Here is a 23853-nt window from a genome sequence, read left to right as displayed (position 1 = left end):
TATCCACGATGTACAAGTTCATCTCCAAGGCGGTCGCGGCCGGTGCCGTCGCCGTACTCGCTCTCGGGGCCGCGGCCTGCGGCAACACCCGTGAGGGCGAAGGCACCACCGGCGATGCGCCGAAGGGCTTCGCGGCGGACTCCCTGGTGGGCGTCGCACTCCCGTCGAAGACGTCGGAGAACTGGGTGCTGGCCGGTGACCTGTTCACCAACGGCCTGAAGGAAGCGGGCTTCAAGTCCGACGTCCAGTACGCCGGTGCCTCCACGACCGTCGCCGACCAGCAGGCCCAGATCTCGGCCATGGTCACCAAGGGCGCGAAGGTCATCGTGATCGGCGCGACCGACGCCGCGCAGCTGTCCACCCAGGTGAAGCAGGCCAAGGAGTCCGGCGCGGTCGTCATCGCCTACGACCGGCTCATCACCAACACCGGTGACCTGGACTACTACATCGCGTTCGACAACTTCAAGGTCGGTCAGCTGCAGGGCCAGGCCCTGCTGGACGGGATGAAGGCCAAGAAGGCGACCGGCCCGTGGACCATCGAGCTGTTCTCGGGCTCGCCCGACGACAACAACTCCGCGGTCTTCTTCAACGGCGCGATGGACGTCCTCAAGCCGCTGATCGACAAGGGCGAGGTCATCGTCGGCTCCGGCCAGAAGGACATCAAGCAGACCGCCATCCAGGGCTGGAAGGCCGAGGGCGCCCAGCAGCGGATGGACTCGCTGCTGACCTCGACGTACACCGGCAGCAAGACCCTGGACGGCGTGCTGTCGCCGAACGACACCCTGGCCCGCGCGATCCTGACCTCGGTCAAGGGCGCCGGCAAGCCGACCCCGGTCGTCACCGGCCAGGACTCCGAGGTCGAGTCGGTCAAGTCGATCATGGCCGGCCAGCAGTACTCCACCATCAACAAGGACACCCGCAAGCTGGTCGCCGAGACGATCACCATGATCAAGGCCCTGCAGACCGGCGGCACCCCGCAGGTCAACGACACCAAGACCTACAACAACGGGGTCAAGGTCGTCCCGTCCTTCCTGCTCCCGCCGGTCATCGTGACCAAGGCCAACGCGGCCGAGGCCTACGCGAACGACCCCAAGCTCGCCCCGCTCACCAAGTAGCACACCAACGCTGTACGGCGCCCGCCTGGTCTTCCAGGCGGGCGTCTTTGCGGTCCGGGGCGGGATCTGTGCCGAATCTTGACGATTCGCTGACCGGACCATGACGTGGGTTGTGGGAGCTTGGAGCCTGTGCTGGTTCTCCTGGTTGAAGATGATCCCGCGATCGCCGGTGCCTTGTCCGAGGGCCTGCCCCGGTACGGTTTCGAGGTTCGGCACGTGACCACCGGCGCGGAGGCACTGGCCTCGCACCCGGCAGCCGGGGTGGTGCTGCTCGATCTGGGGCTGCCTGATGCCGACGGCATCGACATCTGCCGCCGGATCCGGGCGGTCAGCGACGTTCCGTTGATCATCATCACTGCCCGCTCCGACGAGATCGAGCGGGTCGTCGGGCTCGAGATCGGGGCGGACGACTACGTGTCGAAGCCGTTCGGGTTGCGCGAGCTGGTGGCGCGGATCCGCGCGGTCACGCGGCGTACGGCGGTGCGGGACCAAGTGGTCGCGGCGGCCCCGGTGGATGCTCAGCAGCTCGGCACCGTGACGCTTGATCGAGCTGCCCGGCGGGTGTTCGTGGCCGGGGCGGAGGTCTCGTTGACACCGAGGGAGTTCGATCTGCTCGCATTGCTGGCGTCGCGGCCGGGTGCCGTTCACACCAGGGAGCAGCTGATCGAGGAGGTCTGGGACAGCAACTGGTTCGGATCCACGCGCACCCTGGACGTCCACGTCGGTTCGCTGCGGAAGAAGCTCGCCGGGGCGATCGACGTACAGACGGTTCGTGGTGTCGGCTTCCGGCTCGAGCAGGACGGCGGATGAAGCTCCGGCTGGTCGCGAGCTACGTGATCCTGGTGGCCATTGCGTTGGCCCTGTTCACGATTCCGGTCGCGGCGAGTTCGGCGTCGATCCTGCGGTCGACGCTGGAGCATACCGCTGAGCGGGAGGCCAGGTTGTTCGCCCCGCTCGTAGTCCGGACGGATCCGGCCACCAAGCAGGCGATCAGGGACCGGACCCGTGACTTCGAGAGCGCGACCGGCTCGCAGGTCCGGCTGATCTATGCCGGGGAGGGAGCGGTGAATGACGCACAGGTCAGTCAGGCACTGTCCGGCGGGGATCCAGGCCCGCGCTGGAACGCAGATTCGGTGAGTGTCGTGCTGCCGGTCAAGTCGGGCAGCCGCACCGTCGCCGCCGTACAGATCATCTCGCCGGCCGGCGAGGTCAATGCGCAGATCGCGCAGATCTGGCGGTTCCGGTTGCTCACGGGTGCTGGAGTACTGCTGGCGGCGACCGCGATCGCCGTACTGATCGCCAGCACCATTGCCCGGCCACTCAAGCGCCTCGATGCCGTGGCCCGCCGCATCGGCGAGGGCGATTACTCGGCCCGCGCCGAGACCAAGGGCGCGCCCGAGATCGCGACGCTGGCGCGGACGCTCAACAACAGCGCCCGGCAGACGGACGCCTTGCTGGGTTCGCAACGGGCGTTCGTCGCCGACGCTTCGCACCAACTCCGTACGCCGCTCGCGGCCATGCGACTGACCCTCGACAACATCCGTGACACCAGCGACGACCCGCAGCTGAGTGAGCGGATCGCGACCGTCGACGCCGAGATCCACCGGATGAGCCGGATGGTCGAAGGGCTCCTCACCCTGGCTCGCGCCGAGTCCACCACGACCGCGGCACAATGCGTCGACCTTGCGGAGGTCGTCGATGCCCGCAGCTCGACCTGGTCCGCCGCGATGGACGATGCCGGGGTCACCTTGCACGTCGACGTCGAACGGCCCTGCAAGATCACCGCGACCCCCGGCGCGATGGAGCAGGTCCTCGACAACATCCTCAGCAACGCGCTCACCGCCGCGCCCGCCGGCAGCAGCGTCATACTGCGAGCCCGCCGGCGCGGGCCGACGGTCGACCTCGTGATCCGCGATCAGGGCGCCGGGATGACCGACGAGCAACGCGGCCGCGCCTTCGACCGGTTCTGGCGAGCCGGTCCGCCCGGCACCGGGACCGGCCTGGGCCTCGCGATCGTCCGCCAGCTGGTCGAACATGACGCCGGGACCGTTGAACTGCGGCCCGCCGACGGCGGCGGACTCGACGTACGGATCAGTCTGGGCGCCTGGCAACCACCTGCCAAACGCTGACGTGATCCTGTCGTAGTCCACACCCTTTCTTGGCCGATCGTTGCATGGCGCAACGGAAGTCTGGAGGCATCGAGAACGCCACCAGCCAAGGAGAAACCCAGTGAGGATCCCCACCGCCCGCCGTGTCCAGGTCGCAGCGATCACCCTTCTCGCCATGACTGGCTTGACCGCCTGCAGCAGTGCCGATGCCGCCACCACGGCCAAGCCCACGACGCAGGAGATCGCGGCCCTGTTCGACCAGTGGAACACCGCGCTGAAGGGCGACGCGCAGGGTGTGGCCGACCTGTACGCCGACAACGGCGTACTGCTGCCGACCCTGAGCCCCGTGGTCCGCACCAACCGCGAGCAGATCAAGGAGTACTTCGTCGAGGACTTCCTGCCCAAGAAGCCGACCGGGACGATCACCGAGTCCCACGTCCGCATCATCGACGAGGACTCGGCGAGCCACAGCGGCAACTACACCTTCACCGTGACCGACGAGGACGGCGTTCAGAAGAAGGTCCCGGCCCGCTTCACCTACGTCTACGAAAAGATCGACGGCAAGTGGCTGATCACCGAACACCACTCCTCTGCCGCTCCGGCCAAGTCCTGACCCGTTGCCTGGCCGCGGCCAGGAGCTCGGCGATGATCTCGATGGCGATCTCGTCCGGGCCCTGGCCGCCGAGGTCGAGGCCTGCCGGTCCGCGGAGGCGGGCTTCAGCGGCGGTGATGCCGAGGTAGTCGCGCATCCGCTGGAGGCGACGGCTGGGTCCGAGGACGCCGATATAGGCGGCGGGGGAGGCGAGGGCGGCCGACAGGTACTCCGCATCGCGCAGGAAGTTGTGCGTCATCACCAGGATGTAGCTGCCGGAGTCGACAGGCGGCAGCGTGCGGGTGAGTTTGGTACCGGCGGGAAAGCGAGTGGGGCCGAGCAGAGCACGTCGGTGGTCGGCCACGACGACCTCCCAGCCGAGGCCGGTCGCCGCGCGGGCGATGGGCGGTACGTCGTCGCCCGCACCGCAGATGACGACCCGCGGAGCCGGCGCCAGGGTCTCGGTGAAGACGTGGTGCTCGCCTCTGTCGATGAGGGTGCCGCGGGCCTCCTCGCCGTCCACCTGCCACCGGCGGAGCCCGGTCTGTGGTCCGGACACCACTGTGGTGATCTGTACTGATTTGCGCAGCACCACGGTCTGATCGAGCAACTGCAGCATGCTGCTCGACGGCGTCGCGGGCTCGACGAGGATGCGCAACAACCCGTTGCAACCCATTCCCCAGCCAAGGACGGCCTCCTCGTCACCGCGCAGGTCGTACTCGACCACCTGCGCGCACCCCGTCCGGTGCACGTTCTCGGCTGCCTCGACGATCTCCTGGTCGAGACAGCCACCGGTGAGGTTCCCGACCGTGCTGCCATCGGCGTTGATCAGCAGGCGCGCCCCAGGACGCCGGTACGACGACCCTTCGACCTCAACGAGAGTGGCCAGAGCAAGCGCGGGCCGGCGGCCGTTGCGCCAGGCCTGCCTGATCGCGGCGAGTTCGGCGGCGGTGGCGCTCATCTCCTCACATCACGTCCTCGATGCGGATCGGCAGCCGGCGCAGCCGCCGGCCGGTGGCATGGAAGACCGCGTTGGCGATGGCGGGCGCGACGCCGACCATCGACACCTCGCCGAGGCTCTTCACCCCGACCGAGTTGAGCCGGAGGTCGGGCTTGTCGATGAGGCTGACATCGATGGAGCCGATGTCGGCATTGACCGGAACCGCATAGTCCTCAAGTGACGCACTCAGGAAGCCGCCGAAGCGCGGATCGACCTCGCTGCCTTCCCGCAGCGTCGCGCCAATTCCCCAGACGACGCCGCCCCGAACCTGACTCACCGCGGTGACAGGGCTCGCGACCCGGCCGCAGTCGGCGACGCTGACCACTCGTGGCACCCGGATGCGCCGGATCCGCGGCTCGATCCGCACCTCGACGAAGTGCGCGATGAAGCTCATCGACGTGAATTCGGGGTATTCAGGTCCGGCCCCGGCGCCGATTCCGGTGGCCACGCGGTCCCAGATGTCGTCCGGCTGGCCAGGCGCCTTCGTCCGAGCCTGCAGCTCGATCGGGGGTCTGCCACCCATGGCAGCGGGCAGGTCGACCGGGCCGCTCGGCGGGAGACCAAGCTGTGCACGCAATTTCGCCAGTGCCGCGTCGACAGCAGGCAGGGCGGTCGCCGTACCCCAGGACCCGGCGGTGATGTGTTGCGGTGGCAGACCGCGGGTGTCGCCCACGATGACGACGACATCCCGGGCGGGCACCCGCACGCTGCCGCTGATCAGGTTGGTGATGGCGGTGCGGATTCCCTGGCCCATCTCGTGCCCGTCCACCGTGATGGTGATCCGGCACCGTCGGCGCCCGAGGCTTTCGGCCCGCAGTACGGCGGTGGCCGGTGCCGTGGCTGCCTTGTACGCACCGCTGGCCATACCCCAGCCGATCAGGGTGCCGTCCTTGGTCCGCATCGAGCCGGTACCTGGCCGGCGATCCACCCAACCGAACTGGTCCGCACCGCGGCGCAGGCACTCGGCGAGGTGGCGCGAGGAGAACGGGTGGCCGCTGATCGGGTCGGTGGTGGGCGCGTCGTTGGCGAGCCGCAGCGCCACCGGGTCCTGGCCGAGCCGGTAGGCGAGCTCGTCGACACTCGACTCGAGCGCGAAAGCCGCGATGTGCTCGAACGGCGCCCGCATATAGCCCGGGGTCTGGGCGTCGGTGCGAACCAGTTGCTGCCGGCCACGAAAGTTCGGGATGTTGTAGAGCCGCCCGGTGAGCTCGGTGTACTGCATCGGGAAGAAGTCGCCCCGCGAGGTCTGGGCGTCGATGTCGTGGATCGCCGCGTGCATCCGGCCCGAGTGGTCGGCGCCGAGCCGGATGCGTTGCCGGCTCGCGGGGCGGAAGCTGCCCGCGTGGAACGTCTGGGTGCGGGGGATGACCAGCTTGACCGGCCGGCCCACCCGGCGGGCGGCGATGGCGAGCGGGCCGAGATGCATCTGGAGCCCGTTCTTCTGACCGAAGGCGCCTCCGGCCGACGGGGAGATGATCTCCACCCGGTCGGCGGAGATGTTGAGTGCGTACGCGATGCCGTGCTGGACGCCGTTCGCGTTCTGAGTGCCCTCATGCACGATCAGGTTCTCGCCCTGCCACTCGACCGTGCTGGACAGCAGTTCGATCGGCATCGCGTGCTGCGGCGGGCCGTCGTACGTGGCGTCGAGCTTGATGGGGCTCGCGGCGTAGGCAGCGTCCGCGTCGCCCATGACAGTGTCCGGGAAGCGCGGCAGAACCGCCGACTGGAGGACCGTCTCCGTGCCGGCCGCGCCCAGCTGGACAGCGAAGGACTCAGTCTCGTACCGGGCCTCGACCAACTCGGCGGCCTCGGTGGCTGCAACAAGCGTGTCGGCCACCACGAGCGCGATCAGCTGCCCGCGGTAGGCGACCCGGTCCGACGTCATCGGCTGATAGCCCTGTACGGCGAACCCACCCGCCATCAGGAACGGGGCCGAACGAAGCTCAGCGGGCGAAATGTGCGTCAGCACTAGCCGTACGCCGGGGACGGCCTCTGCGGCTGCGGTGTCGAATCCTGTCACCCGGCCTTTGCCGATGGTGGCGACGACGGGCACGGCATGGGTCATCCCGGCCGGTGCGCGATCGGCACCGTACCGGATCACGCCGCGAACTTTGTCGCGGGCATCGACGCGGCGGAGGTACGACTGCTGCTCGGTCGTGCTGCCCGCCAGGGCGGCAGCGCCCAACGGGGAGCGGACGGTCTCCACTCCGGCCAACGCACTGGCCGCTCCGGCGGCGCGCAGGAAGTTACGCCGTGTGGGCATGGGTCAGCAGCCTCCTGTGGTTGGGCGGGTCATCGAGTGGCTCGGGTTCTGGCGATCAGCAGCGCGTCAGTGACGGTGCGAATGCCCAGCTCGCGCCGGAACCCGTTGTGGTGGCCGACCTTGGCGCCCTCGAAGGCGACTTCACCGGCCCGGCGGGCGGTGTCCTCGGTCAGGCGTGCACCGATCAAGGTCTGCTCGGCGGCCGGGACCCGCCAGGGGCGCGTCGCCACACCACCGAGCGCGATCCGGCACTCCTCGATCCGGCCGCGCCGGCTGACGGTGAGACCGACCGCGGCCGCAGTGAGCGCGAAGGCGTACGACTCGCGGTCACGGATCTTGTGGTACGTCGATCCGCGGCCGGCCGCGGTCTTCGGAACCCGGATCCGCACGATGATCTCGTCCGCAGCCAGGGTGTGCTCCCGCTCCGGCGTGTTACCCGGTTCCAGGTGGAGGTCGGCCAGCTCGATCGTGCGCTGCCCGTCCGGACCGACGACGTCGACCGTGGCATCGAAGGCCAGCAAGGCGATCGCCCAGTCACCCGGGTACGTCGCGATACAGGCATCGCTCGCCCCGAACAGTGCATGGTGGCGGTCGATTCCGTCGATCGCCGAGCAGCCACTGCCGGGTTCGCGCTTGTTACAGGGAAAGGCGGGACCGCCGCGGAAGTAGCTGCAGCGGGTCCGTTGCAGGAGGTTGCCGCCGACCGTCGCCATGTTGCGCAGCTGCTGGGATGCCGCGCGCCACAACGACTCCGACAACGCCGGGTAGTCACGCCGTACGACGGGATCCTCCGCGACGTCGGCCATCCGGGCACCGGCGCCGAAGACGAGCTCGCGGCCGGAGGTCGTGATCCGGGTCAGCTCGGAGATGCGGCTGATGTCGACGACCGAGCGTGGTTTCTCGATCTGCAACTTCATCAGGTCGTACAACGTGGTGCCGCCGGCCAGCACGCGGGTCCCCGGACCGCCGTCGGCGAGTGCCTCGACGGCCTGACCGAGGGTGCGCGGAGCGGCGTACGCGAAAGGTCGCATGGTCAGCGTCCCGCCTGTCGTGCGGTCTGGCGGATCGCGGCAACGATGCCGACGTACGCGCCGCAGCGGCAGAGATTGCCGCTCATGTACTCACGGATCTCGGCGTCGTCGGACGCATGCCCTTCGGCCAGGCAGGCGACTCCGGACATCACCTGCCCAGGTGTGCAGTAGCCGCACTGGAGAGCGTCGTTGTCGATGAACGCCTGCTGCAGCGGATGGAGCTCGCCGTCCGGTCCGCCGATACCTTCGATGGTCGTGACGGCTCGGCCGTCCACCTTGACGGCTGGGGTCAGGCAGGAGACCACCCGGCGCCCGTCGACGTGCACGGTGCACGCGCCGCATTGGCCGTGATCACAACCCTTTTTGGTCCCGGTGAGCTCGAGACGCTCGCGCAGGACATCGAGCAGCGACTCGCGCGGGTCCACGGTGAGCCGGGTCGGGCGGCCGTTGACGGTGAAGGCCAGGGCGTTGTCCATGCCGCCACTGTAGGAATCGCGGACCGAGGACAGGTATCGCCAAATTGCTGCCCGCTACCGGCGGATTGCTCAGGTACGGCGGTGACTCTGCCGGTACGCCGACGGTGACACACCGGTCTCCCGGATGAACACCGCGGACAGTTGCGCCGGACTGCTGAACCCGCACAGGCGCGCCACCTCGCTGATCAGGATGTCGCTGTCGGCCAGGTGCCGACGGGCGGCCTGGACCCGCAGCGAGGTGAGGTAGCGACGTGGTGTCTGGCCGGTCGCCGCCTTGAACACCCGAAGGAAGTGATAAACACTCAGCCAGATCTCGCCGGCGATGTCCGACAACGTCAACGGCGCTTGGAGGTTGTCCCGCATCAGCTCGATGGCCTTGCGTACCCGGGCGTCCTCGTACCGCGGGATCTCGGCCGGCGGCATCCCGCCGTACCGGGTGTGCAGGTGGACTGCGAGGAACTCGGCCGCGGTCTCGGCGTAGAGATCGTCGAGGCCGTCGGACGCTGCCGCGGCGAGGCCGAGTATGACCTGCTCGGCCACGGGGTCGGTCACGGCCAGTGCATCGGGCTGATGCGAGGCGAGGCGATCGCCACCCCAGAGCTCGAGCCCGACCCGCTGCATGAGACTGCCGGGCAGGTAGAGGTGGAGCGTCGTCATACCGGCGGTCGATCGGTAACGCAGCCGCGTCGACCGGCCCGGCGCAGTCAGACCGATCTGACCCCGCGTGTAGTGGGCGGACCGCCAGCCGCCGTCCGCATGGGACTCCAGCCAGGCGTCACCGGCTGTGGCGAGCACCAGGTGCTGTTCCGCGATGGGCGGCAGCGAGAACTCCACGGCGTCCGGGGCGTCGTCGTGCACCTGCAGCAGCACCGACCGCCAACCGGTGTCGGTCCAGCTACAGAACGTGCGCTGCGCGTGTGTCCCGTGATCGAGCTCTAGCGCTTCGTAGGCTGGCATCACATTGCCTCCGGGGTCATCTGTCCCGATGTGCGGAAAACTACCACCGGGCGGAAGGGCTCCCCGGCTGCCGTCCACGGGATGGCCTGCTTGCACTACGTTTGCGAGCGTGCAGATCGTCGGCGTCGTACTGGCGGCTGGGGCCGGTCGCCGGATGGGCGCGCCCAAGGCCCTGGTCCGGGACGCGGCCGGCACGGCCTGGGTCGTGCGAACCTCCCGCCTGCTCGCGGCCAGCGGCTGTGACCCGGTCGTCGTTGTGGTCGGTGCCGCTGCTGCGGAGGTGACAGCAGAGCTGACGGACGAGCCGGTCAGGGTGGTGGTGGCAACCAACTGGGAGCAAGGCATGGGAGCATCGCTGCGCGCCGCGCTGGATGCCTTGGCCCCTGCCGACGCAGCGCTCGTCGTACCGGTGGACCTGCCCGGCCTGACCGAAGCCGCCGTACGCCGGATTGCCGCGGAGGCTGACCGGGATGCCTTGGTCCGCGCCGTGTACGACGGAACGCCGGGGCACCCGGTGCTGCTCGGCACGGACCACTGGTCCGGAGTGCGCGAGGCCGCCGTCGGTGACCAGGGTGCCCGCAGCTATCTACGTGACCACCCGCCGCGGGACATCGACTGCTCAGCCCTCGCCGACGGTGCCGATGTGGATCGCAGCGAGCAGTTACCGCCAGGCCACCGCCTTAGCTAGAGGTGAGGGCGGAGGCGGGAGCGGGCCAGGACGGTCTGGATTCGGTCCGGGAGGCCGAGCTTGGCCAGGACGTTGGAGACGTGGACCTTGACGGTGCTTCGGCTGATGACGAGGCGTTCGGCGATCTCCTGGTTGGACAGGCCGAGTGCGACCAGGTCGAAGACTTCGCGTTCTCGATCGGTCAGGTGCTGCAGTGCTTGCAGGAGGGCTTGGTCTTCGGCGTTGGGGAGGTCGGGGCGGAGGGCCTCGATCAGGCGGGTGGTGGTTTCCGGGGCGAGTACCGAGTTGCCTGCGGCAACGATGCGGATGCCGTCCCGGAGACGTTCACTGGGAGCATCCTTGAGCAGGAATCCGCTCGCGCCTGCCTGCAGAGCGGCGTACACGTAGCTGTCGAGGTCATACGTGGTGAGGATGAGGACGCGCGTGCGGGGGTTGGCGGCCACGATCCGGCGGGTGGCCTCGATACCGTCGAGGACCGGCATCCGGATGTCCATCAGGACGACGTCGGGGGAGTGGAGGTGAGCGGCCTCGATCGCTTCGCGGCCGTTGCCCGCGACGGCGACGACCTCGAGATCGGGCGCGACGTCGACCAGACGGCCGAGGGCCTCGCGCAGGAGCTCCTCGTCGTCACAGACCACGACCCGTACGGCGCCGGTCACGAGCCACCGCCGGAGCGGACCGGTTGGCGGAGGGGCAGCGTGGCGTAGACGGCGAAGCCGGTCTTCGTGGGGCCGGCGTGCAAGGTCCCACCCAGCAGCTCGACGCGCTCGCGCAGTCCCACCAGGCCGGTACCGCGCACAGCCCGCGTCTGACGGCGGTCACGGGGCAGTTCGTTCACGACCTCGATCTCCAGGGCTCCGGTCAGATAGGTCAGCCGGACGTTCGTCGGTACGGCGCCTGCGTGCTTCGCCACGTTGGTCAAGGACTCCTGGACCACCCGGTAGGCGGCGAGCTCGATACTGGTGTCGGCGGGACGCACCTCGCCTTGGCGGTCGACGGTGACCTGCGGTCCGCTCGACGGGATCCGGTCGACGAGTTCGTCGAGCTGGTTCAGATCGGGTGGCGGACGTAGCTCGTCGGGGGTCTCGGTGCGCAGTACGCCGAGGAGGCGCCGCAGCTCGGCGAGCGAATCCCGGCCGGTGTCGGCGACGCGGTACAGGGTCTGTCTGGCGGCGGCCTCGTCACCGGTCTCCGCACCGGCCTCGGCGTCCAGCACCATCCGGGTGACGGAGTGGTTGAGGATGTCGTGCAGTTCCCTGGCCAGTAGTGCGCGCTCTCGATCCGCGGCGCGTTGCTCCGCGACGGCCCTCTCCTCGGCCAGGCGGCTCGAGGTCTCGCGCAGTTCGGAGATGCGGGACCGTTGCGAAGCCTCGAACCGGCCGCTGATCCAGAAGCCGAGGAAGCACATCACCATCGCACCCGCCATCGGCAGCGTCCTGATGTTGCTGATCGTCGTCAGGGCCACCGCGACAGCGCAGTAGCCGAGGCCGGCGGACAACGCGACGATTCGCTGCCGCCGGTCGCCCCACGAGGCTGCGTAGTACGCGGCGATGATGACGCCGAAGGTCAGCACGCTGTGGCTCACCCAGAACAGGGCGGCCTCCATCGCGATGATCACGAGCATCATCGCGGCCGGGAAGCGGCGGGCCCAGGTCAGCGCGACGGTCTGGGCCAGCCCGGCGGCCAGCGCGATCCCGCCGGCGGAGTCGAAGCGCTCGAAGCCGACCAGGGCAACCATCAGCGGGAAGGTCGCCGTGACCAGGTGGTTGACCTGGGCAACCGACAGCGGCGCCGGCCCGAGCCGGCGCCTGAGAGCGGTCAGGTCCATTGCCACGTGTCGCGTCGACGCCCCGGCCTGGTCCTCCACCACAGATAGCCTCCCAGCGGTACGACGGCCGCCAACGGCAGCAGGCCTACTGCCCAGGCTAGTGCCCCAGGCGGTCCCGGACGGCTGCCGACCGGGACTTCGAGTACGCCGGTACCGGGTCCGTCCGGTCCGTCGAGGGTGAACTCGAAGCGCCAGATCCCTGGCTGGTTGAGTGCGACGATGTCGAAGCCCCACTGGTCGAGTGCTCTCGGGTGCCGGGCGAGCTCAGTGCCGTCAGCCGTGGACTGCTGCTGCGGCCGCAACACTTCGCCGTCCGGTGCGACGGGTTTCAGGGTGGCCTTGAGCCCGGCGATGCCCTGCTCGGTCTCGAAGAGGAAGTCGAGTGAGCGTTCGGAGCGCAGGGGCCATCGGCTGAAGGAGGTGCGGACCTGGTAGGGGCCGACCGTGGTCAGTTCGGTGTGCACGATGTCGAGCGGTTCGGCCTCCGTTCCTCGGGCGGAGGCCGGGGTGACTCCGGTCGTTGCGGCGAGCAACACGGCCGCGGCGAGGGCGAACAGGATGCGCTTAGACATGGCTCAGTTCCTTACTTTCCTGGGACGCGGCCCGGCCAACGCTGCCGAGCTGCCAGCCGATCCACGCGGCCAGCGCTCCGACGACAGGTCCGGCGACAAGGGTGAGAGGTTCAGGCTCGAAGACCGGCACCACGAAGTAGCCGAGAGCAACCAAGGTGCCAGCCACGGCACCGAGGACAGGCACCGTCGTCCTGGGAGCCCAGTTGCGCCGTGCAGCGAAGTGCATGCCCGCGGCAAAGGCCAGCGCTGCCAACGGCGTCGCCATTGGGAAGGTGATCGGCATCACCGGCACCCCGACCACATAGTCCCGCAAACCCAGCCCGAGCGATTCGGCGTACAGCTTGGTGGCAGGCATCGGGAAGACCCACAGGACGACCTGTACGACGGCGTAGGTCGCGGCGATCATCGCCACCGCCTTCGGGCTCCGGAGTGCGCCAGCAGTCGCTGCGACCAGGATCACCGCCACGGCAGTGATGGCGAGGACGACCGAATGGACACCGGGCAGAGGCGGGGTCGAATAGGCAAGGAAGACCAGCGAGGCAAGGGATGTCGCGACGGCCGCGGCCAGGCCGAACCTGCCGGACGCACTGCGCCGCATCAGCATGAAGGCCAGTGTCAGGCCGACCGTGTCGAACAGGCTCATCAGCGACATTGCGACATGCGGTGGCGAGGTCGGCGTCACGTCGAAGCCGTAGACCGTGTGCCACCACAGATCCGCCAGGCCGTAGAGCAGTCCGACGGCGGCCGCCGTACCGCAGAGGAGGAAGGGCAGCGGTGCGCGGAAGACGCGCAGTACGGTGATGGCGCCTGCTCGGTCGGCGGCTCGGGTGGTGAGGAGTACGACGGCCAGTGAGGTGGTGCCGCTGATCGCCGAACCCAGGTACATGACGAGGTGCGGGAGGGTGAAGAAGGTGTCGGGCCCGACGTCGGCGTGCCATTGGATGTCCCAGACGAGACCGACGCCGGCGACGGTTGTGCCGAGCAGCAACAGCCAGGCGCCGACGCGTTCCCGGCGCGGTGGTTCGTTGATCATGTGGGTTCCCTTCAGCTCTTCACGGAGGCGGTGATGGTGATCGTGTCGGCGCCCAGCCGGACGGTGAGTTCCCAGGTCCCGGGCATGGCGAACAGCTCGCCGCGACCGCGGTAGTGACCGTCGGCGCCGCGCTGCGCGGTCAGTGGCGCAGTCGCGTGCCCCATGCCCGGCATGCCGGGCTCGAGGGTGATCGCGTCGAGTTGCGTGGTGCTCCCCTCGACGACAGTGAGGTCGAACTCGACTGGGCCGGTGGTCAGTTCCTTGAGCTTGAGTTGGACGGTGTGCTGGTCGGATCGGCCGGTGAGCGTCGTTGCCTCGTCGGTCGGCCAGAGCAGGAAGGCGGCGCCGGCGCAGATCACCACGGCGGTGATCAGGAGCGCCAGCGGCCGGGCAAGGCGGGTCATGGTTGTCCTTTCGCGACGTCGATCGTGAGCGGCACGGTGTGGATCCGGAACGACCGGGCGAACTGCACCCACACGAGATAGCGACCTGGTGCCGGGAACGTGTAGGTGAACCGGAGCGTCGGTCCTTCCCTGGCGACGGTCTCGTCCTGCAGGGGTGCCCGGTCAGCAGTTCGCTGCGCTTGTGCGGCCATCGACGTCAGCTCGTGCACATGGCCGAAGAAGTTGCCCGAGGCATCACGGATGACCAGGTGCCCGGCCATGCCGAGCCAGGGCTGCAGATCACGCGCCGGCCGCCCATCGGCGCTGACCTCCGCCTGGATCGTGACCGGCCTCCCCGCAACCACCCGCCGCGGAGACAACGCCACCTGTACGTCGATCCCGTCGGTCCCGGCGGCAGGTGCTTGTAGCCGTGCCCCGGCCACCTGGAAACTCCCACTGACCAGTTGCGCTCCACTGTCCGCGCGCTCGAACTCGGCGTACAGGAGGTGTTTCCCGGGTGTGCTGACGGACAGCCGCACGGTCAGTACGCCGGGTGCGGTGCGGACCGGATGAACGTGGCGGAACTCGCGCCCGTCCTGACTGGTGATGACGGTGTGGATCAGCGCGGCGTGATGGACGACGAGATCGTCGGCCGGACGGCCCGAACTGCCGTCGGTCAGGCTCAGGAGGAGATCGAAGTCCTGTCCCGTCCGGGGGTTCGCCGGTTGGGTGCTCAGCCGGAGATTCACATACGGGCGGCCGTTGGGTGCCGAACCGTCGGCGGCATCGGCTCGCAGCCCGGTCGTCGGTGGAGCTCCGTCAGGTACGGCGGGCGGCAGATCCTTCGAGAGTCCGGCGGTCGTCGTGGCAATCACCAACGCGAGGACCGCCCCGATCGCCAGCGGTACGGCGAGGGCGCGGAGCAACGGCCGGCGGAGCACCGCACTACCGAGGCTGGTGATGATCAGCAGCCCCCCGGCCGCGAATCCGCCGTACGTGATGATCTCCCAGGCCGCGAGGCGATCGACGAGAACCCGGAACGGGATGGTCGCGCGTTGATCACCCGCGCGGAGTTCGAGGACCTGCTCACCGGCTCGCTCGACGCGGAGCGTCGCGGCCTGTACGCCGGGGGAGACGAGCCTGAGAGTTGCGTCGTGGGGCTGGCCGCTGATGGCGAGCGTCACCGTGATCGGCCGGACCGGGGCGTGCGCGAAAACCTCGACCTGCAACGGACCCGGGACCTCCGGCGTACGCCGCAGCACGATCGTGAGGTCGTTCCCCGCAAAGGTCTGCGCGAGCTGCAGATCCGCCGTCGGACCGACCCCGTGCGCCTGGGCGGGAAGCGGCGATGCCAGGGCAAGGACGAGCACGACCAGAACCAGGACGACCCGTTTCGTCAGCTGTTTTCGCACATCTGTGACGCTACGGACCGCCCGCCGCGCGGACATAGGCCGAGCGGACCGACTTCCCTAGTACCAGAGAACTAGTTCCCCCGGTGCCTCCGGTGGTGGGTGATGAGGGCGACGATGCTGGCGACGGTGATGAGGCCGAAGATGACGCTGAGGACGGGGCTGAAGCCGAGGGCTGAGGTGGTGGCGTTGGCGGTTCCGGCGACGAGCAGGCAGGTCCAGAGTGCGGCGCGGAGTCCGCTTCCGGGGGCTTTGACGGGTGGGCGGTCGTTGCTGATGCGGTAGTGGTCTGTCATGGCTCCACGCTAGGAGCGGATCCGGTGCCGATCCATGCAGTTGGCAGGCCGGACCAAGGTGGGGCCTGCTCTACCTCGGGTGGCCAGCTGGCGGGATGTTGGTGGGGCTGGGAGCTTTCTAGCGTTGAAGCATGACGAAGACCATGCCGTTGCTGACCGCTGATCGTGCCGCCTCCGCCGCGGTGCAGGTACAGGAACTGACTCGCACGTACGACGCCGGCGGCCAGCCGGTGACCGCCCTGGCCGGGATCGACGCGACCTTTGAGCGGGGAACCTTCACTGCGGTGATGGGGCCGTCGGGGTCGGGGAAGAGCACGCTCCTGCAGGCTGCGGCCGGTCTGGATCGGCCGACGTCCGGGCGAGTGTTCGTTGGTGAGACCGAGCTGACGCATCTGTCGGAGACCGCGCTGACCCGGCTGCGCCGTACCAAGATCGGGTTCGTCTTCCAGATGTTCAACCTGATCGGGGCGCTGAACGTCGAGGAGAACATCACGTTGCCGCTCCGGCTGGCCGGTGTGCGGCCGGACCGTCGGTGGTTGGTCGAGGTTCTCGACCGGGTCGGAGTTGCTGGGCTGCTGGACCGGCGTCCGGCCGAGCTGTCTGGTGGCCAGCAGCAACGAGTTGCGATCGCGCGAGCGTTGGCGGTCCGTCCGGACGTGGTGTTCGCCGACGAGCCGACCGGGGCACTCGACAGTCACACGGCGTCCGCCGTACTGGCGCTGTTGAAGTCGATGGTGGACGACCATGGTCAGACCATCATCATGGTCACCCATGACCCGGTGGCTGCGTCGTACGCGGATCGGGTGGTGACGCTGGCCGACGGCCGGATCGTTGCCGACCGCATCCAGCGCGAAGCCGAGGCTGTGGCATGACCGGGATCGCGCTGCGCCTGCTCAGGCACCGGCCAGGGAGCGTCCTGGCAACTTTGATTGCGCTGATCGCCGGGGTGACGATCCTGACCGGCATGGGTGCGCTGGTGGAGTCCGGGCTGCGCCCGCTGCCGGAGCCGCGGCAGTACGCGAACGCCGACATCGTCGTCGCCAAACGCGACCTGACCATCACCGGCAAGCAGTTCGGTGACCCCTACAAGGCCACCGTGCAGCTGCCCGAGCGCGGTTCGCTGCCGGCCGGTCTGGCGGATGAACTGCGTAAGGTGCCAGGCGTCGAGAACGTTGCTGGAAGTGCGGACGCGTTGACTCTTCAGACGAGTGACCGCGGCGCCGTCGAGAAGGTCGCAGCGTCAGCAGGTGCGAAGGTGTACACCGGCAAGAAACGCGTACTCGTCGAGCGACCCGATATCGCTCAGGCGCGCGGTCTGCTGATCGAGGTGGGTGCTGCCTTCGGCGGGTACGTCGTGATGTTGGTCATCTTCGTGGTCGCCGGAACGATCGGCCTGTCGATCCGCAGTCGCCGACGCGACCTGGCGTTGCTTCGGGCAACGGCTGCAACCCCAGGTCAGGTACGGCGGATGCTGATGGCTGAGGCTGCCATCCTGGCTGCCACGGGTTCAGTGGTCGGCGTACCGGCCGGGCTGCTGGCCAGCCGTTGGCTGGGGGACCAGTTGGTGGCGCGCGGTTTCGTACCGGCCGACTATGGCCTCTCCCTCGGGCTACTGGCCGCGCCCGCTGCGGTCCTCCTCATCGTCCTGGTCGCACTCAGCTCGGCATTGCTGGCCAGCCGGAAGCTGTCCGGGATTCGCCCGGCCGAGGCGCTCTCCCAGATCGCGGTCGAGCCCGCGCGGTTGAGCAAAGTACGGCTCGGGTTCGGGCTGGCCGCCCTCGCCGGCGCCGTTTCCTCCAGTGCCATCTCGGTCGGCGCCGGTGGGCAGGCCGCGCTCGCTGGCGCGGTCAGCATGCTGTATCTGTTCGTCATCGCGGTGGCTTTGCTGGCACCGTGGATCAACGGCCTCACCGCGAAGCGCCTCGCCCCGATTCTGCGAGCCGGCTGGGGCAACAGCGGCTATCTCGCCGCGAAGAACCTTGCTGCCAACGCGCGGGGTGGCGCGACCGTGCTGACCGCTCTGGTGCTGTCGATCGGTTTCGGAGGATCCGTGTGGTTCCTCCAGGACAACGTGGAACGCCAGACGGTTCAGCAGTTGAAGTCCGGGACACTCGCGCCGTACACAGTGGTCGCACCCAGCGGAATCTCGAACGCCGCCGTCGAGAAGCTCGGCCGGATTCCCGGCGTCGAGGCAGTGACTCCGATGCGCCAGACCTCGGTGATCGTGAAGGTCTTCGACACGCTCGAGGTCGTCCCTGCCCAGACGATCGACCCGGCCCAGGCCAAGGCGACGCTCGACCTGAAGGTCAGCAAAGGCGATCTTGGAGCGGTCGGGCCGGACAGTATCGCGGTCTCGGCGACCCAGGCCGCCTCGCGGGGCTGGAAGGTCGGCGACGAGGCGAACCTGTGGCTCGGCGACGGAACACCCAAGCGTCTACGGGTGGCGGCGATCTACGAACGCGGCCTGGGCTTCGGCGACGTCGTACTCTCGCAGTCGACCTTCGGGCTGCCCCCGACCAAGCTCCTCGTCCGAGCCACGCCTGACGCCGTACCGGCGCTGACGGCTGCGCTCGGCCGCTCGGCGACCGTGATTCCTTCCGAGCAGGCGACGGCCGAGGTCTCCAAGGATCTCGCGATCAGTGCCTGGCTCAACAAGCTGCTGATCACCGTCATGATCGGGTACGCCGGTTTGGCCGCAGCCAACACGATGACGGTGGCCGCTCTCGCCCGCCGCCGCGAACTCGCCGTACTGCAACTGGCCGGTGTGACAACCCGTCAGCTGAAGCGCATGGTCCACGCAGAACAGGCTGGGCTACTCGGCGTCTCCGTCTTGATCGGGGGAGCCATCGCCGCAGTCACCCTCACCGCTGTTGTCTACGCGTTGACCGGAGGTGCGGTCCCGTACGTACCGCTGGCCGGCGTCCTGGCGATCCTCGGCGGAGCGACCCTGATTGCGATGGGAACCACGATCGTGCCGATCGCCCGCTTGCTCCGGCAGCCGTCACTGGCCGCCGCAGGGACACGGGAGTGATCTACAAGCCGGGGCCGGTCGGTGCGTGCAGTGTGCCGGTCTTGTCGACGGCGTCGTCGGTGATGATCGGGTTGCCCCAGACGAGTGCCTCGTAGTAGGTGGTGTTGGGGATTGCCATGCACAGATGCTGGTTCGGGACGCCCATGCCGTGCACCTCGGCACGGAGGCCGAAGCTCTCGGCCAGGTGGGCGATCCGGAGGGCGCCGGTGATGCCGCCCTTCAGGCCCGACGACGTCCGCACGTACGTCGCCGTACCGGCCTGGATGAAGTCGGCGGTGTTGAAGTGCGCGCCGTCGCTCGTCTCACCGACCAGCAGCGGTACGCCGACCCGTTCGGCCAGCCAGCGATGGCTGGTGATGTTGAACTCGCGCATCGGCTCCTCGTACCAGCGGAAGCCGAGATCGGTCAGGACCTTCCCGAGCTGGATGGCATCCGGCAGATCGAAACCTGCCGACCCGTCGTACATCAGCTCGACGTCGTCGCCGACATGCTCCCGCAATCGCCGGCAGAGCAGAGCATCCCGCCGTACGTCGCCCCAGGCGTGCAGCTTGATCGCCTGGAACCCACGCTCCAGACACTGGTCCGCGATGTCGAGATACTCGTCGACACTGGAGTAGGTAACAGTCGATGCGTACGCCGGGATCTCGGTCCGGTACGTCCCGAGCAGCGCGTGCACCGGCAGCCCGGCGAGCTGACCGGCGATGTCCCACAACGCGATGTCGACGAGGCCGAGGAAGTACAGCGGGAACTCCTCGATCCGGTCGAGTTCCCACATCCGGTGCCACAACCACTCACGGTGCAAGGCATTCTGGCCGATCAGGTCGGCACGCACCCGCCGTTCGACCAGGTCCTTGGCAATCACCCCGCGCGGAGTGGACGCCCGGCCGACGACGCCATCGCGGGTGGTGATCTTCAGTACGCCGCCCTGCAGCGCCGGCTCGGATCCGGGCAGCCCGTCCCGCCAGCGGAACGGATGCATGGCCGGTACGTCGACCAGTTCCACCTCGACCCGGTCGATCAGACTCACTGCGGTCCCGCCTGCAAGCGATCCCGGATGCGCTGCTCGAACTGGGACTGGGTGGTGTCGATGTGCTGGATCATCGCCGTACTGGCCTTGTCCGGGTCACCGGCCGCGATCGCCTCCGCGATGTGCACGTGCTGCTGCGCGGCGACCTCGAGCGAGCCGGGCAGGCCGCCGGCGAACAGCAGCCGGTCGGACTGTTCCTTGAAGTCGCGCAACGACGTGACCGCGGACTGGAGGAAGACGTTGGCCGACGCCTCGGCCACGGCATCATGGAACAACCGGTCCTGCTCCCGGAAGGCGGCGTGGTCGCCGTGCGCCTCGACCGAGGCCTCGGCCGCAGCTCGGATCGTCCGGACCTGAGCCGGCCGGGCGAGCGTCGCTGCGAGCCGGGCGGACTCGGCTTCGATCAGCCGCCGGTGATCGAAGAGCATCGCGACATGTGCGAGGTCGGTCGGCTGGAAGTACCCGACCTGGTTGTCCGCGTCCGGGTTGGAGGGCACGGACACGTAGATGCCCGCGCCCTTCCGGACGGCGACCCGCCCGACCGCCGCGAGAACCTTGATCGCCTCGCGGGTCACCGACCGGCCGGTACCGAGGATCTCGGCCAGCCCCTTCTCGGTCGGTAGGCGATCACCCGGCCGGAGTCCCTGGTCGGCGATGTACCCGAGCAGCTGCTCGGCCACCACCTCGTACCCCGGCCGGTAACTGGGAGTCTCGTTCATCCGTACACCTGGATCTCGTAGATGCTGCCACCGTTGTAGTTGGACCCGACCACTGTCAGGCGAACATATCTCGCCTGGACCGGCGTGGTCCGGATCGACGGGTTCCGCCGTACGGTCGTCGCCGTGGCGGTGCGGTCGTCGAACATCGACCACGCCGTGCCGTCCAGTGAGTACTCCAGCTTGTAGCGGTAGCCGTTGGTGAGCTCGAAGTTGGTCACGATGCTCTGCACCGACGTCGGTGCGCCGAGGTCGACCTGGAACCAGGACGGGTCGGGTAGGCCGAGGCCCTGCGCCCAGCGGGTGCTGAGGTCGCCGTCGACGCCGAAGGCCGGGACGTTCGGTTCGGAGTACGACGAGACCGTGACCGGCTTGCCGACCGCGAGCCCGGCCTCGGCCGGCATGGTGACCTCGACCGGCGGGCTGGCCGGGGCCGCGTTGAGGTTCGCGTCCCGGGCGACCACGGTGAAGGTGTACGTCGACTCCGCGGTCAGGCCGTCGACGCGCAGCTGGGTGTACGGCGTGGTCGCGATCCGCCGGCCGTCCTGATACACGACATAGCTGGTCACACCGACGTTGTCGGTACCGGCCGGCCAGCTGAGGTCGAGCGTGGTCGGCAGCAGCACGTTCACCTCCGGCTTCGGCAGCGCGGCCGGCGGTTCCTGATCCGGGGTGATCACCGCAGGCTTCCCGTAGGCCTCGAGCTCGTAGATGCTGCCGCCATTGAAGTTCGACCCGACAATGGTCAGGCGGAGGTACCGGCCGCGCACGCTCCCAGGCACCGAGGCGTAGTTGTCGGCCTGGGTCGTCGCCGTGGCCGTGTGATCCTCGAAGGTGATCCAGTCGTCCCCGTCGGACGAGACCTCGAGCTTGTAGCGGTAGCCGTTGCTGAGCTCGAAGGTGGTGATCACGCCACTGACGTCGTACTGGGCACCGAGGTCGACCTGCAACCAGGACGGATCCGGGAGACCGAGGCCCTGGGCCCAGCGCGTCGACAACTTGCCGTCGACGGCAAGCGCCGGGAGGTTCGGTTCGGAGTACGAGGAGACGGTCACGTTCTTGCCGAGGGCAAGGTCCTCGTTCGCCGGCATGGTGATGCTGATCGCGGCGCCGGCGCGAGACTGGTTGCCTGCGGCATCACGCGCCGTGACGGTGAACGTGTAGCGCTGACCGGAGGTGAGGCCGGTGACCCGCGCTGATGGTCCCTCGGAAGCGCTGACGAGTTTGCCGTTCGCGAAGACCGCGTAGCCGGTGACGCCGGTCTGGTCGCTGGCCGCGGGCCAGCTCAGGTCGGCGATCGTCGGGAAGTTCGTCCGGACGGTCGGCTTGCCGGGGGCGGTCGGTGCGATCCGGTCGGTCGGCGTCGGCTGCGGGTCGAGGTGCCGGTACGCCGGTTCGAGGCCGGCGTTGGTGACGATCGAGGCGGGCAACTGGTCGCAGCTCGGGACGACCGTGTTGTTGGCGATCGTGGAGTTGGTCGTGTTGGCCTGGGTCAGCGAGACCGGCTGGGTGGTGAAGTTGCGCTGGGCATCGATGTCGATACCGTGGTTGAGGAACAGCCACCGCGCCTGCACGTTGCACAACGCGTTCCCGGTGGTGGTGAAGCCGCGACTGCCTTCGTCGTGGTAGATCGCGCCGTACGCCGGACTCGGGGTGTCCTTGATGTAGTTGCCGGAGACAACGCTGCCGGGCTGCATGCTGAGCGTGTAGATCGCGCCACCGTCGGCCTGCCGCTTCATGATGTCGCTGATCGCGTTGTTGCGGACGATGTTGTTCTTCGCGGTGGTCGGCGTGTCGTAGATCGGGACCCCGACGTTACCGGGGTAGTTGCTGTTGCCGCCGGCATCGGTGTGGCCCCAGCCCCAGCCGATCGAGATCCCGGAGTACGGCAGGTCGCGGATCGTGTTGTGCTCGATCACGGTGTGCTCGGTGTAGCCGGCGAAGATCGCGAGCGAACCGGAGTAGTCGGCCGCGACCTTGGTGATCAGGTTGTTGCTGACGGTCGTGTTCTTGGTGATCGCCCGGACATCGTCCGGGTGGTGGTCGATGATGTCGGTGCCGCCGACCTGGACGCCGGTCGCGGCGACGTCGCGGAAGATGTTGCCGCGGACCACGGAGCCCTGCGAACCGGTGTTGAGGTTCAGTCCGACGGCACCGAGATGGGTGAACGTGCTGCCGGTGAAGGAGATGTTGCGGCTGTAGCCGACGTTCACCGCGCCCGGCGTCTTCTCCCAGTACAGGCGTGAGTGGTCGAAGTCGCGCCAGTCCGGGCCGTTGATCCGGAAGCCGGCCTGGCCTTCGACCATGCCGTCGTCACTGCTCGGGTCGAGCCAGGTCGAGTACGAGAACGTGATGCCGTCGAACCGGATGTTCTGCACCGGCTCCGTGAGCGTCCCGGTGACATTGACCAGATCCTGCACCTGCGGGACCACCACGGTCGCGGTCGCCGGGTTCGGGCCCAGGAAGTAGACATCACCGGTGCTCTTGTCGAGGTACCACTCACCGGGCGCGTCGAGCAGCTCGTAGGCGTTCTCGATCCAGGTCGGGTTCTGGATCTCCTGACCCTCATGGAGGTTCGCGTTCTTGTAGCACGGTTGCTGCATCGTCACCTTGGTGCCGTCGACCGACTGCACCGGGCAGCGGTAGTGCATCCAGCCCCAGCGACTGTTGACCTCGATGTCGCCCTGGTTCTTCCAGCCGACCATGGTCTGCGTGCTGTCCGTGTAGCCGGTGGCCGTCTTCGACCAGCCGGGCGGGTTCTCGGGTCCGCGGGCGCGCTGCTGGCGTTCGCCGTTCACGTAGAGCTGGCGGAAGTCGATCGCACCGACGTGCGCCTTGTAGATGCTCCGGGCCGGGTCGGAGAGCGTCCAGCCGGTCACCAGCCGGCCGCCGTTCACCGTCACCTTGGCGCCGGGCTGCGCCTGGTAGACGACCTGATGCCCGTTCCGCCCAGAGTCGGCGCTGGTCAGCTGGAAGGTGCTGGTCCGCTGGTAGTCACCGGCCAGCAGTACGACGCGGATGTCGGCCCGCTGGTTCTTCGTGAGCTTCCGGACCTGGTCGCGCGCCTGCTCGAGCGACCCGAACGGCCGGGCCAGGGTCCCGGAACCGGCGCCGCCCGACGGAGCGACGTACAGGGTGGTGCTCGCTGCGGAGGCGGTGGGCAGGACGACTGCGGGCAGCGCGAGGCTGGCCAGGACGGCAAGGAGCCGGCGGGCGGAACGCGGCATGGCGACACCTATCTGGACGGATAGATCAGGTCAATCGACCGCGCTACTGTGACATGCTCGCCTGACTTTGGGAAGAGGAACAGGTCTATCTCGTTATGCTT

Annotated in this window: 22 protein-coding genes; 7 read left to right on the top strand and 15 right to left on the bottom strand. The window is 68.5% G+C overall.

Translation table 11 applies throughout. The features are described from left to right. Positions 1 to 8: 8 nt before the first annotated feature. The 4 genes from ACFCV3_RS12135 to ACFCV3_RS12120 all read left to right on the top strand — a co-directional run bounded on the left by ACFCV3_RS12135 (position 9) and on the right by ACFCV3_RS12120 (position 3836). Entirely contained in the window at positions 9 to 1115 is a 1107-nt protein-coding gene (locus ACFCV3_RS12135; RefSeq protein WP_376029237.1) for a substrate-binding domain-containing protein, read from the top strand. A gap of 129 nt (positions 1116 to 1244) precedes the next feature. Then, positions 1245 to 1925 (top strand): response regulator transcription factor, encoded by a 681-nt coding sequence (locus tag ACFCV3_RS12130; RefSeq protein WP_376029235.1) that lies wholly within the window; start codon positions 1245 to 1247, stop codon positions 1923 to 1925. Next, a complete protein-coding gene (locus ACFCV3_RS12125) occupies positions 1922 to 3244 on the top strand; it encodes a sensor histidine kinase (RefSeq protein WP_376029233.1) in 1323 nt (440 codons plus the stop codon). The genes ACFCV3_RS12130 and ACFCV3_RS12125 overlap by 4 nt, the downstream gene beginning before the upstream one ends. Positions 3245 to 3398: 154 nt before the next feature. Then, a complete protein-coding gene (locus ACFCV3_RS12120; RefSeq protein ID WP_376029230.1) occupies positions 3399 to 3836 on the top strand; it encodes an SgcJ/EcaC family oxidoreductase in 438 nt (145 codons plus the stop codon). On the opposite strand, the gene ACFCV3_RS12115 is transcribed toward ACFCV3_RS12120, so the two are convergent. From ACFCV3_RS12115 to ACFCV3_RS12095, 5 genes are all read right to left on the bottom strand, one after another. Further along, positions 3796 to 4776: an XdhC family protein gene (locus ACFCV3_RS12115; protein ID WP_376029227.1), complete on the bottom strand. Its 981-nt coding sequence runs from the start codon at positions 4774 to 4776 to the stop codon at positions 3796 to 3798. The two genes, ACFCV3_RS12120 and ACFCV3_RS12115, sit on opposite strands and share 41 nt — an antisense overlap. A 4-nt stretch (positions 4777 to 4780) precedes the next feature. Beyond that, positions 4781 to 7078 (bottom strand): xanthine dehydrogenase family protein molybdopterin-binding subunit, encoded by a 2298-nt coding sequence (locus ACFCV3_RS12110; RefSeq protein ID WP_376029225.1) that lies wholly within the window; start codon positions 7076 to 7078, stop codon positions 4781 to 4783. Positions 7079 to 7107: 29 nt separating this feature from the next. After that, a complete protein-coding gene (locus ACFCV3_RS12105; RefSeq protein WP_376029223.1) occupies positions 7108 to 8109 on the bottom strand; it encodes an FAD binding domain-containing protein in 1002 nt (333 codons plus the stop codon). 2 nt (positions 8110 to 8111) lie between these two features. Further along, positions 8112 to 8585, bottom strand: coding sequence for a (2Fe-2S)-binding protein (locus ACFCV3_RS12100; RefSeq protein WP_376029221.1), 474 nt, complete (start codon positions 8583 to 8585; stop codon positions 8112 to 8114). A gap of 69 nt (positions 8586 to 8654) precedes the next feature. After that, positions 8655 to 9542: a helix-turn-helix domain-containing protein gene (locus tag ACFCV3_RS12095; RefSeq protein WP_376029218.1), complete on the bottom strand. Its 888-nt coding sequence runs from the start codon at positions 9540 to 9542 to the stop codon at positions 8655 to 8657. A gap of 109 nt (positions 9543 to 9651) precedes the next feature. Between ACFCV3_RS12095 and ACFCV3_RS12090 the strand changes: the two genes are divergently transcribed. Beyond that, on the top strand, positions 9652 to 10230 hold the full coding sequence (locus tag ACFCV3_RS12090) for an NTP transferase domain-containing protein (RefSeq protein ID WP_376029216.1): 579 nt from the start codon (positions 9652 to 9654) through the stop codon (positions 10228 to 10230). Here the strand turns inward: ACFCV3_RS12090 and ACFCV3_RS12085 are convergent. The 7 genes from ACFCV3_RS12085 to ACFCV3_RS12055 all read right to left on the bottom strand — a co-directional run bounded on the left by ACFCV3_RS12085 (position 10227) and on the right by ACFCV3_RS12055 (position 15751). Then, entirely contained in the window at positions 10227 to 10889 is a 663-nt protein-coding gene (locus ACFCV3_RS12085; RefSeq protein ID WP_376029214.1) for a sigma-70 family RNA polymerase sigma factor, read from the bottom strand. The genes ACFCV3_RS12090 and ACFCV3_RS12085 overlap by 4 nt on opposite strands. Next, entirely contained in the window at positions 10886 to 12100 is a 1215-nt protein-coding gene (locus tag ACFCV3_RS12080; protein ID WP_376029211.1) for a sensor histidine kinase, read from the bottom strand. Before ACFCV3_RS12080 ends, ACFCV3_RS12085 begins: the two co-directional genes overlap by 4 nt. After that, positions 12049 to 12630 carry a hypothetical protein gene (locus ACFCV3_RS12075; protein ID WP_376029208.1) on the bottom strand — a complete coding sequence of 194 codons (582 nt, stop codon included), beginning with the start codon at positions 12628 to 12630 and terminating at the stop codon, positions 12049 to 12051. Before ACFCV3_RS12075 ends, ACFCV3_RS12080 begins: the two co-directional genes overlap by 52 nt. Continuing rightward, the gene (locus tag ACFCV3_RS12070; protein WP_376029206.1) at positions 12623 to 13663 is read right to left on the bottom strand and encodes a hypothetical protein; all 1041 of its coding nucleotides are present in this window, start codon (positions 13661 to 13663) and stop codon (positions 12623 to 12625) included. Before ACFCV3_RS12070 ends, ACFCV3_RS12075 begins: the two co-directional genes overlap by 8 nt. 11 nt (positions 13664 to 13674) lie before the next feature. Beyond that, positions 13675 to 14067, bottom strand: coding sequence for a FixH family protein (locus tag ACFCV3_RS12065; protein ID WP_376029203.1), 393 nt, complete (start codon positions 14065 to 14067; stop codon positions 13675 to 13677). Further along, on the bottom strand, positions 14064 to 15458 hold the full coding sequence (locus ACFCV3_RS12060) for a hypothetical protein (RefSeq protein WP_376029200.1): 1395 nt from the start codon (positions 15456 to 15458) through the stop codon (positions 14064 to 14066). The genes ACFCV3_RS12065 and ACFCV3_RS12060 overlap by 4 nt, the downstream gene beginning before the upstream one ends. A 71-nt stretch (positions 15459 to 15529) precedes the next feature. Beyond that, on the bottom strand, positions 15530 to 15751 hold the full coding sequence (locus tag ACFCV3_RS12055) for a hypothetical protein (protein ID WP_376029197.1): 222 nt from the start codon (positions 15749 to 15751) through the stop codon (positions 15530 to 15532). A 131-nt stretch (positions 15752 to 15882) separates the two neighbouring features. On the opposite strand from ACFCV3_RS12055, the gene ACFCV3_RS12050 reads away from it, so the two are divergent. Together ACFCV3_RS12050 and ACFCV3_RS12045 are read left to right on the top strand one after the other, a co-directional pair. Further along, positions 15883 to 16623, top strand: a complete 741-nt coding sequence (locus ACFCV3_RS12050) for an ABC transporter ATP-binding protein (protein ID WP_376029194.1) — start codon at positions 15883 to 15885, stop codon at positions 16621 to 16623. Then, the gene (locus ACFCV3_RS12045; protein WP_376029193.1) at positions 16620 to 18782 is read left to right on the top strand and encodes an FtsX-like permease family protein; all 2163 of its coding nucleotides are present in this window, start codon (positions 16620 to 16622) and stop codon (positions 18780 to 18782) included. Before ACFCV3_RS12050 ends, ACFCV3_RS12045 begins: the two co-directional genes overlap by 4 nt. 1 nt (position 18783) lies before the next feature. Here ACFCV3_RS12045 and ACFCV3_RS12040 read toward each other — a convergent pair whose 3' ends face one another. The 3 genes from ACFCV3_RS12040 to ACFCV3_RS12030 are packed head-to-tail and all read right to left on the bottom strand — an operon-like array spanning position 18784 to position 23752. Further along, positions 18784 to 19809, bottom strand: a complete 1026-nt coding sequence (locus tag ACFCV3_RS12040; RefSeq protein WP_376029190.1) for an enolase C-terminal domain-like protein — start codon at positions 19807 to 19809, stop codon at positions 18784 to 18786. Next, the gene (locus tag ACFCV3_RS12035; protein ID WP_376029189.1) at positions 19806 to 20528 is read right to left on the bottom strand and encodes a FadR/GntR family transcriptional regulator; all 723 of its coding nucleotides are present in this window, start codon (positions 20526 to 20528) and stop codon (positions 19806 to 19808) included. Before ACFCV3_RS12035 ends, ACFCV3_RS12040 begins: the two co-directional genes overlap by 4 nt. Next, the gene (locus tag ACFCV3_RS12030; RefSeq protein ID WP_376029186.1) at positions 20525 to 23752 is read right to left on the bottom strand and encodes a discoidin domain-containing protein; all 3228 of its coding nucleotides are present in this window, start codon (positions 23750 to 23752) and stop codon (positions 20525 to 20527) included. Before ACFCV3_RS12030 ends, ACFCV3_RS12035 begins: the two co-directional genes overlap by 4 nt. Positions 23753 to 23853: the final 101 nt, after the last annotated feature.

The organism is Kribbella sp. NPDC056345, from assembly GCF_042262745.1.
In the GTDB taxonomy this organism is placed as follows: Bacteria; Actinomycetota; Actinomycetes; order Propionibacteriales; family Kribbellaceae; genus Kribbella.
This window is presented reverse-complemented; position numbering and strand designations above follow the sequence as displayed.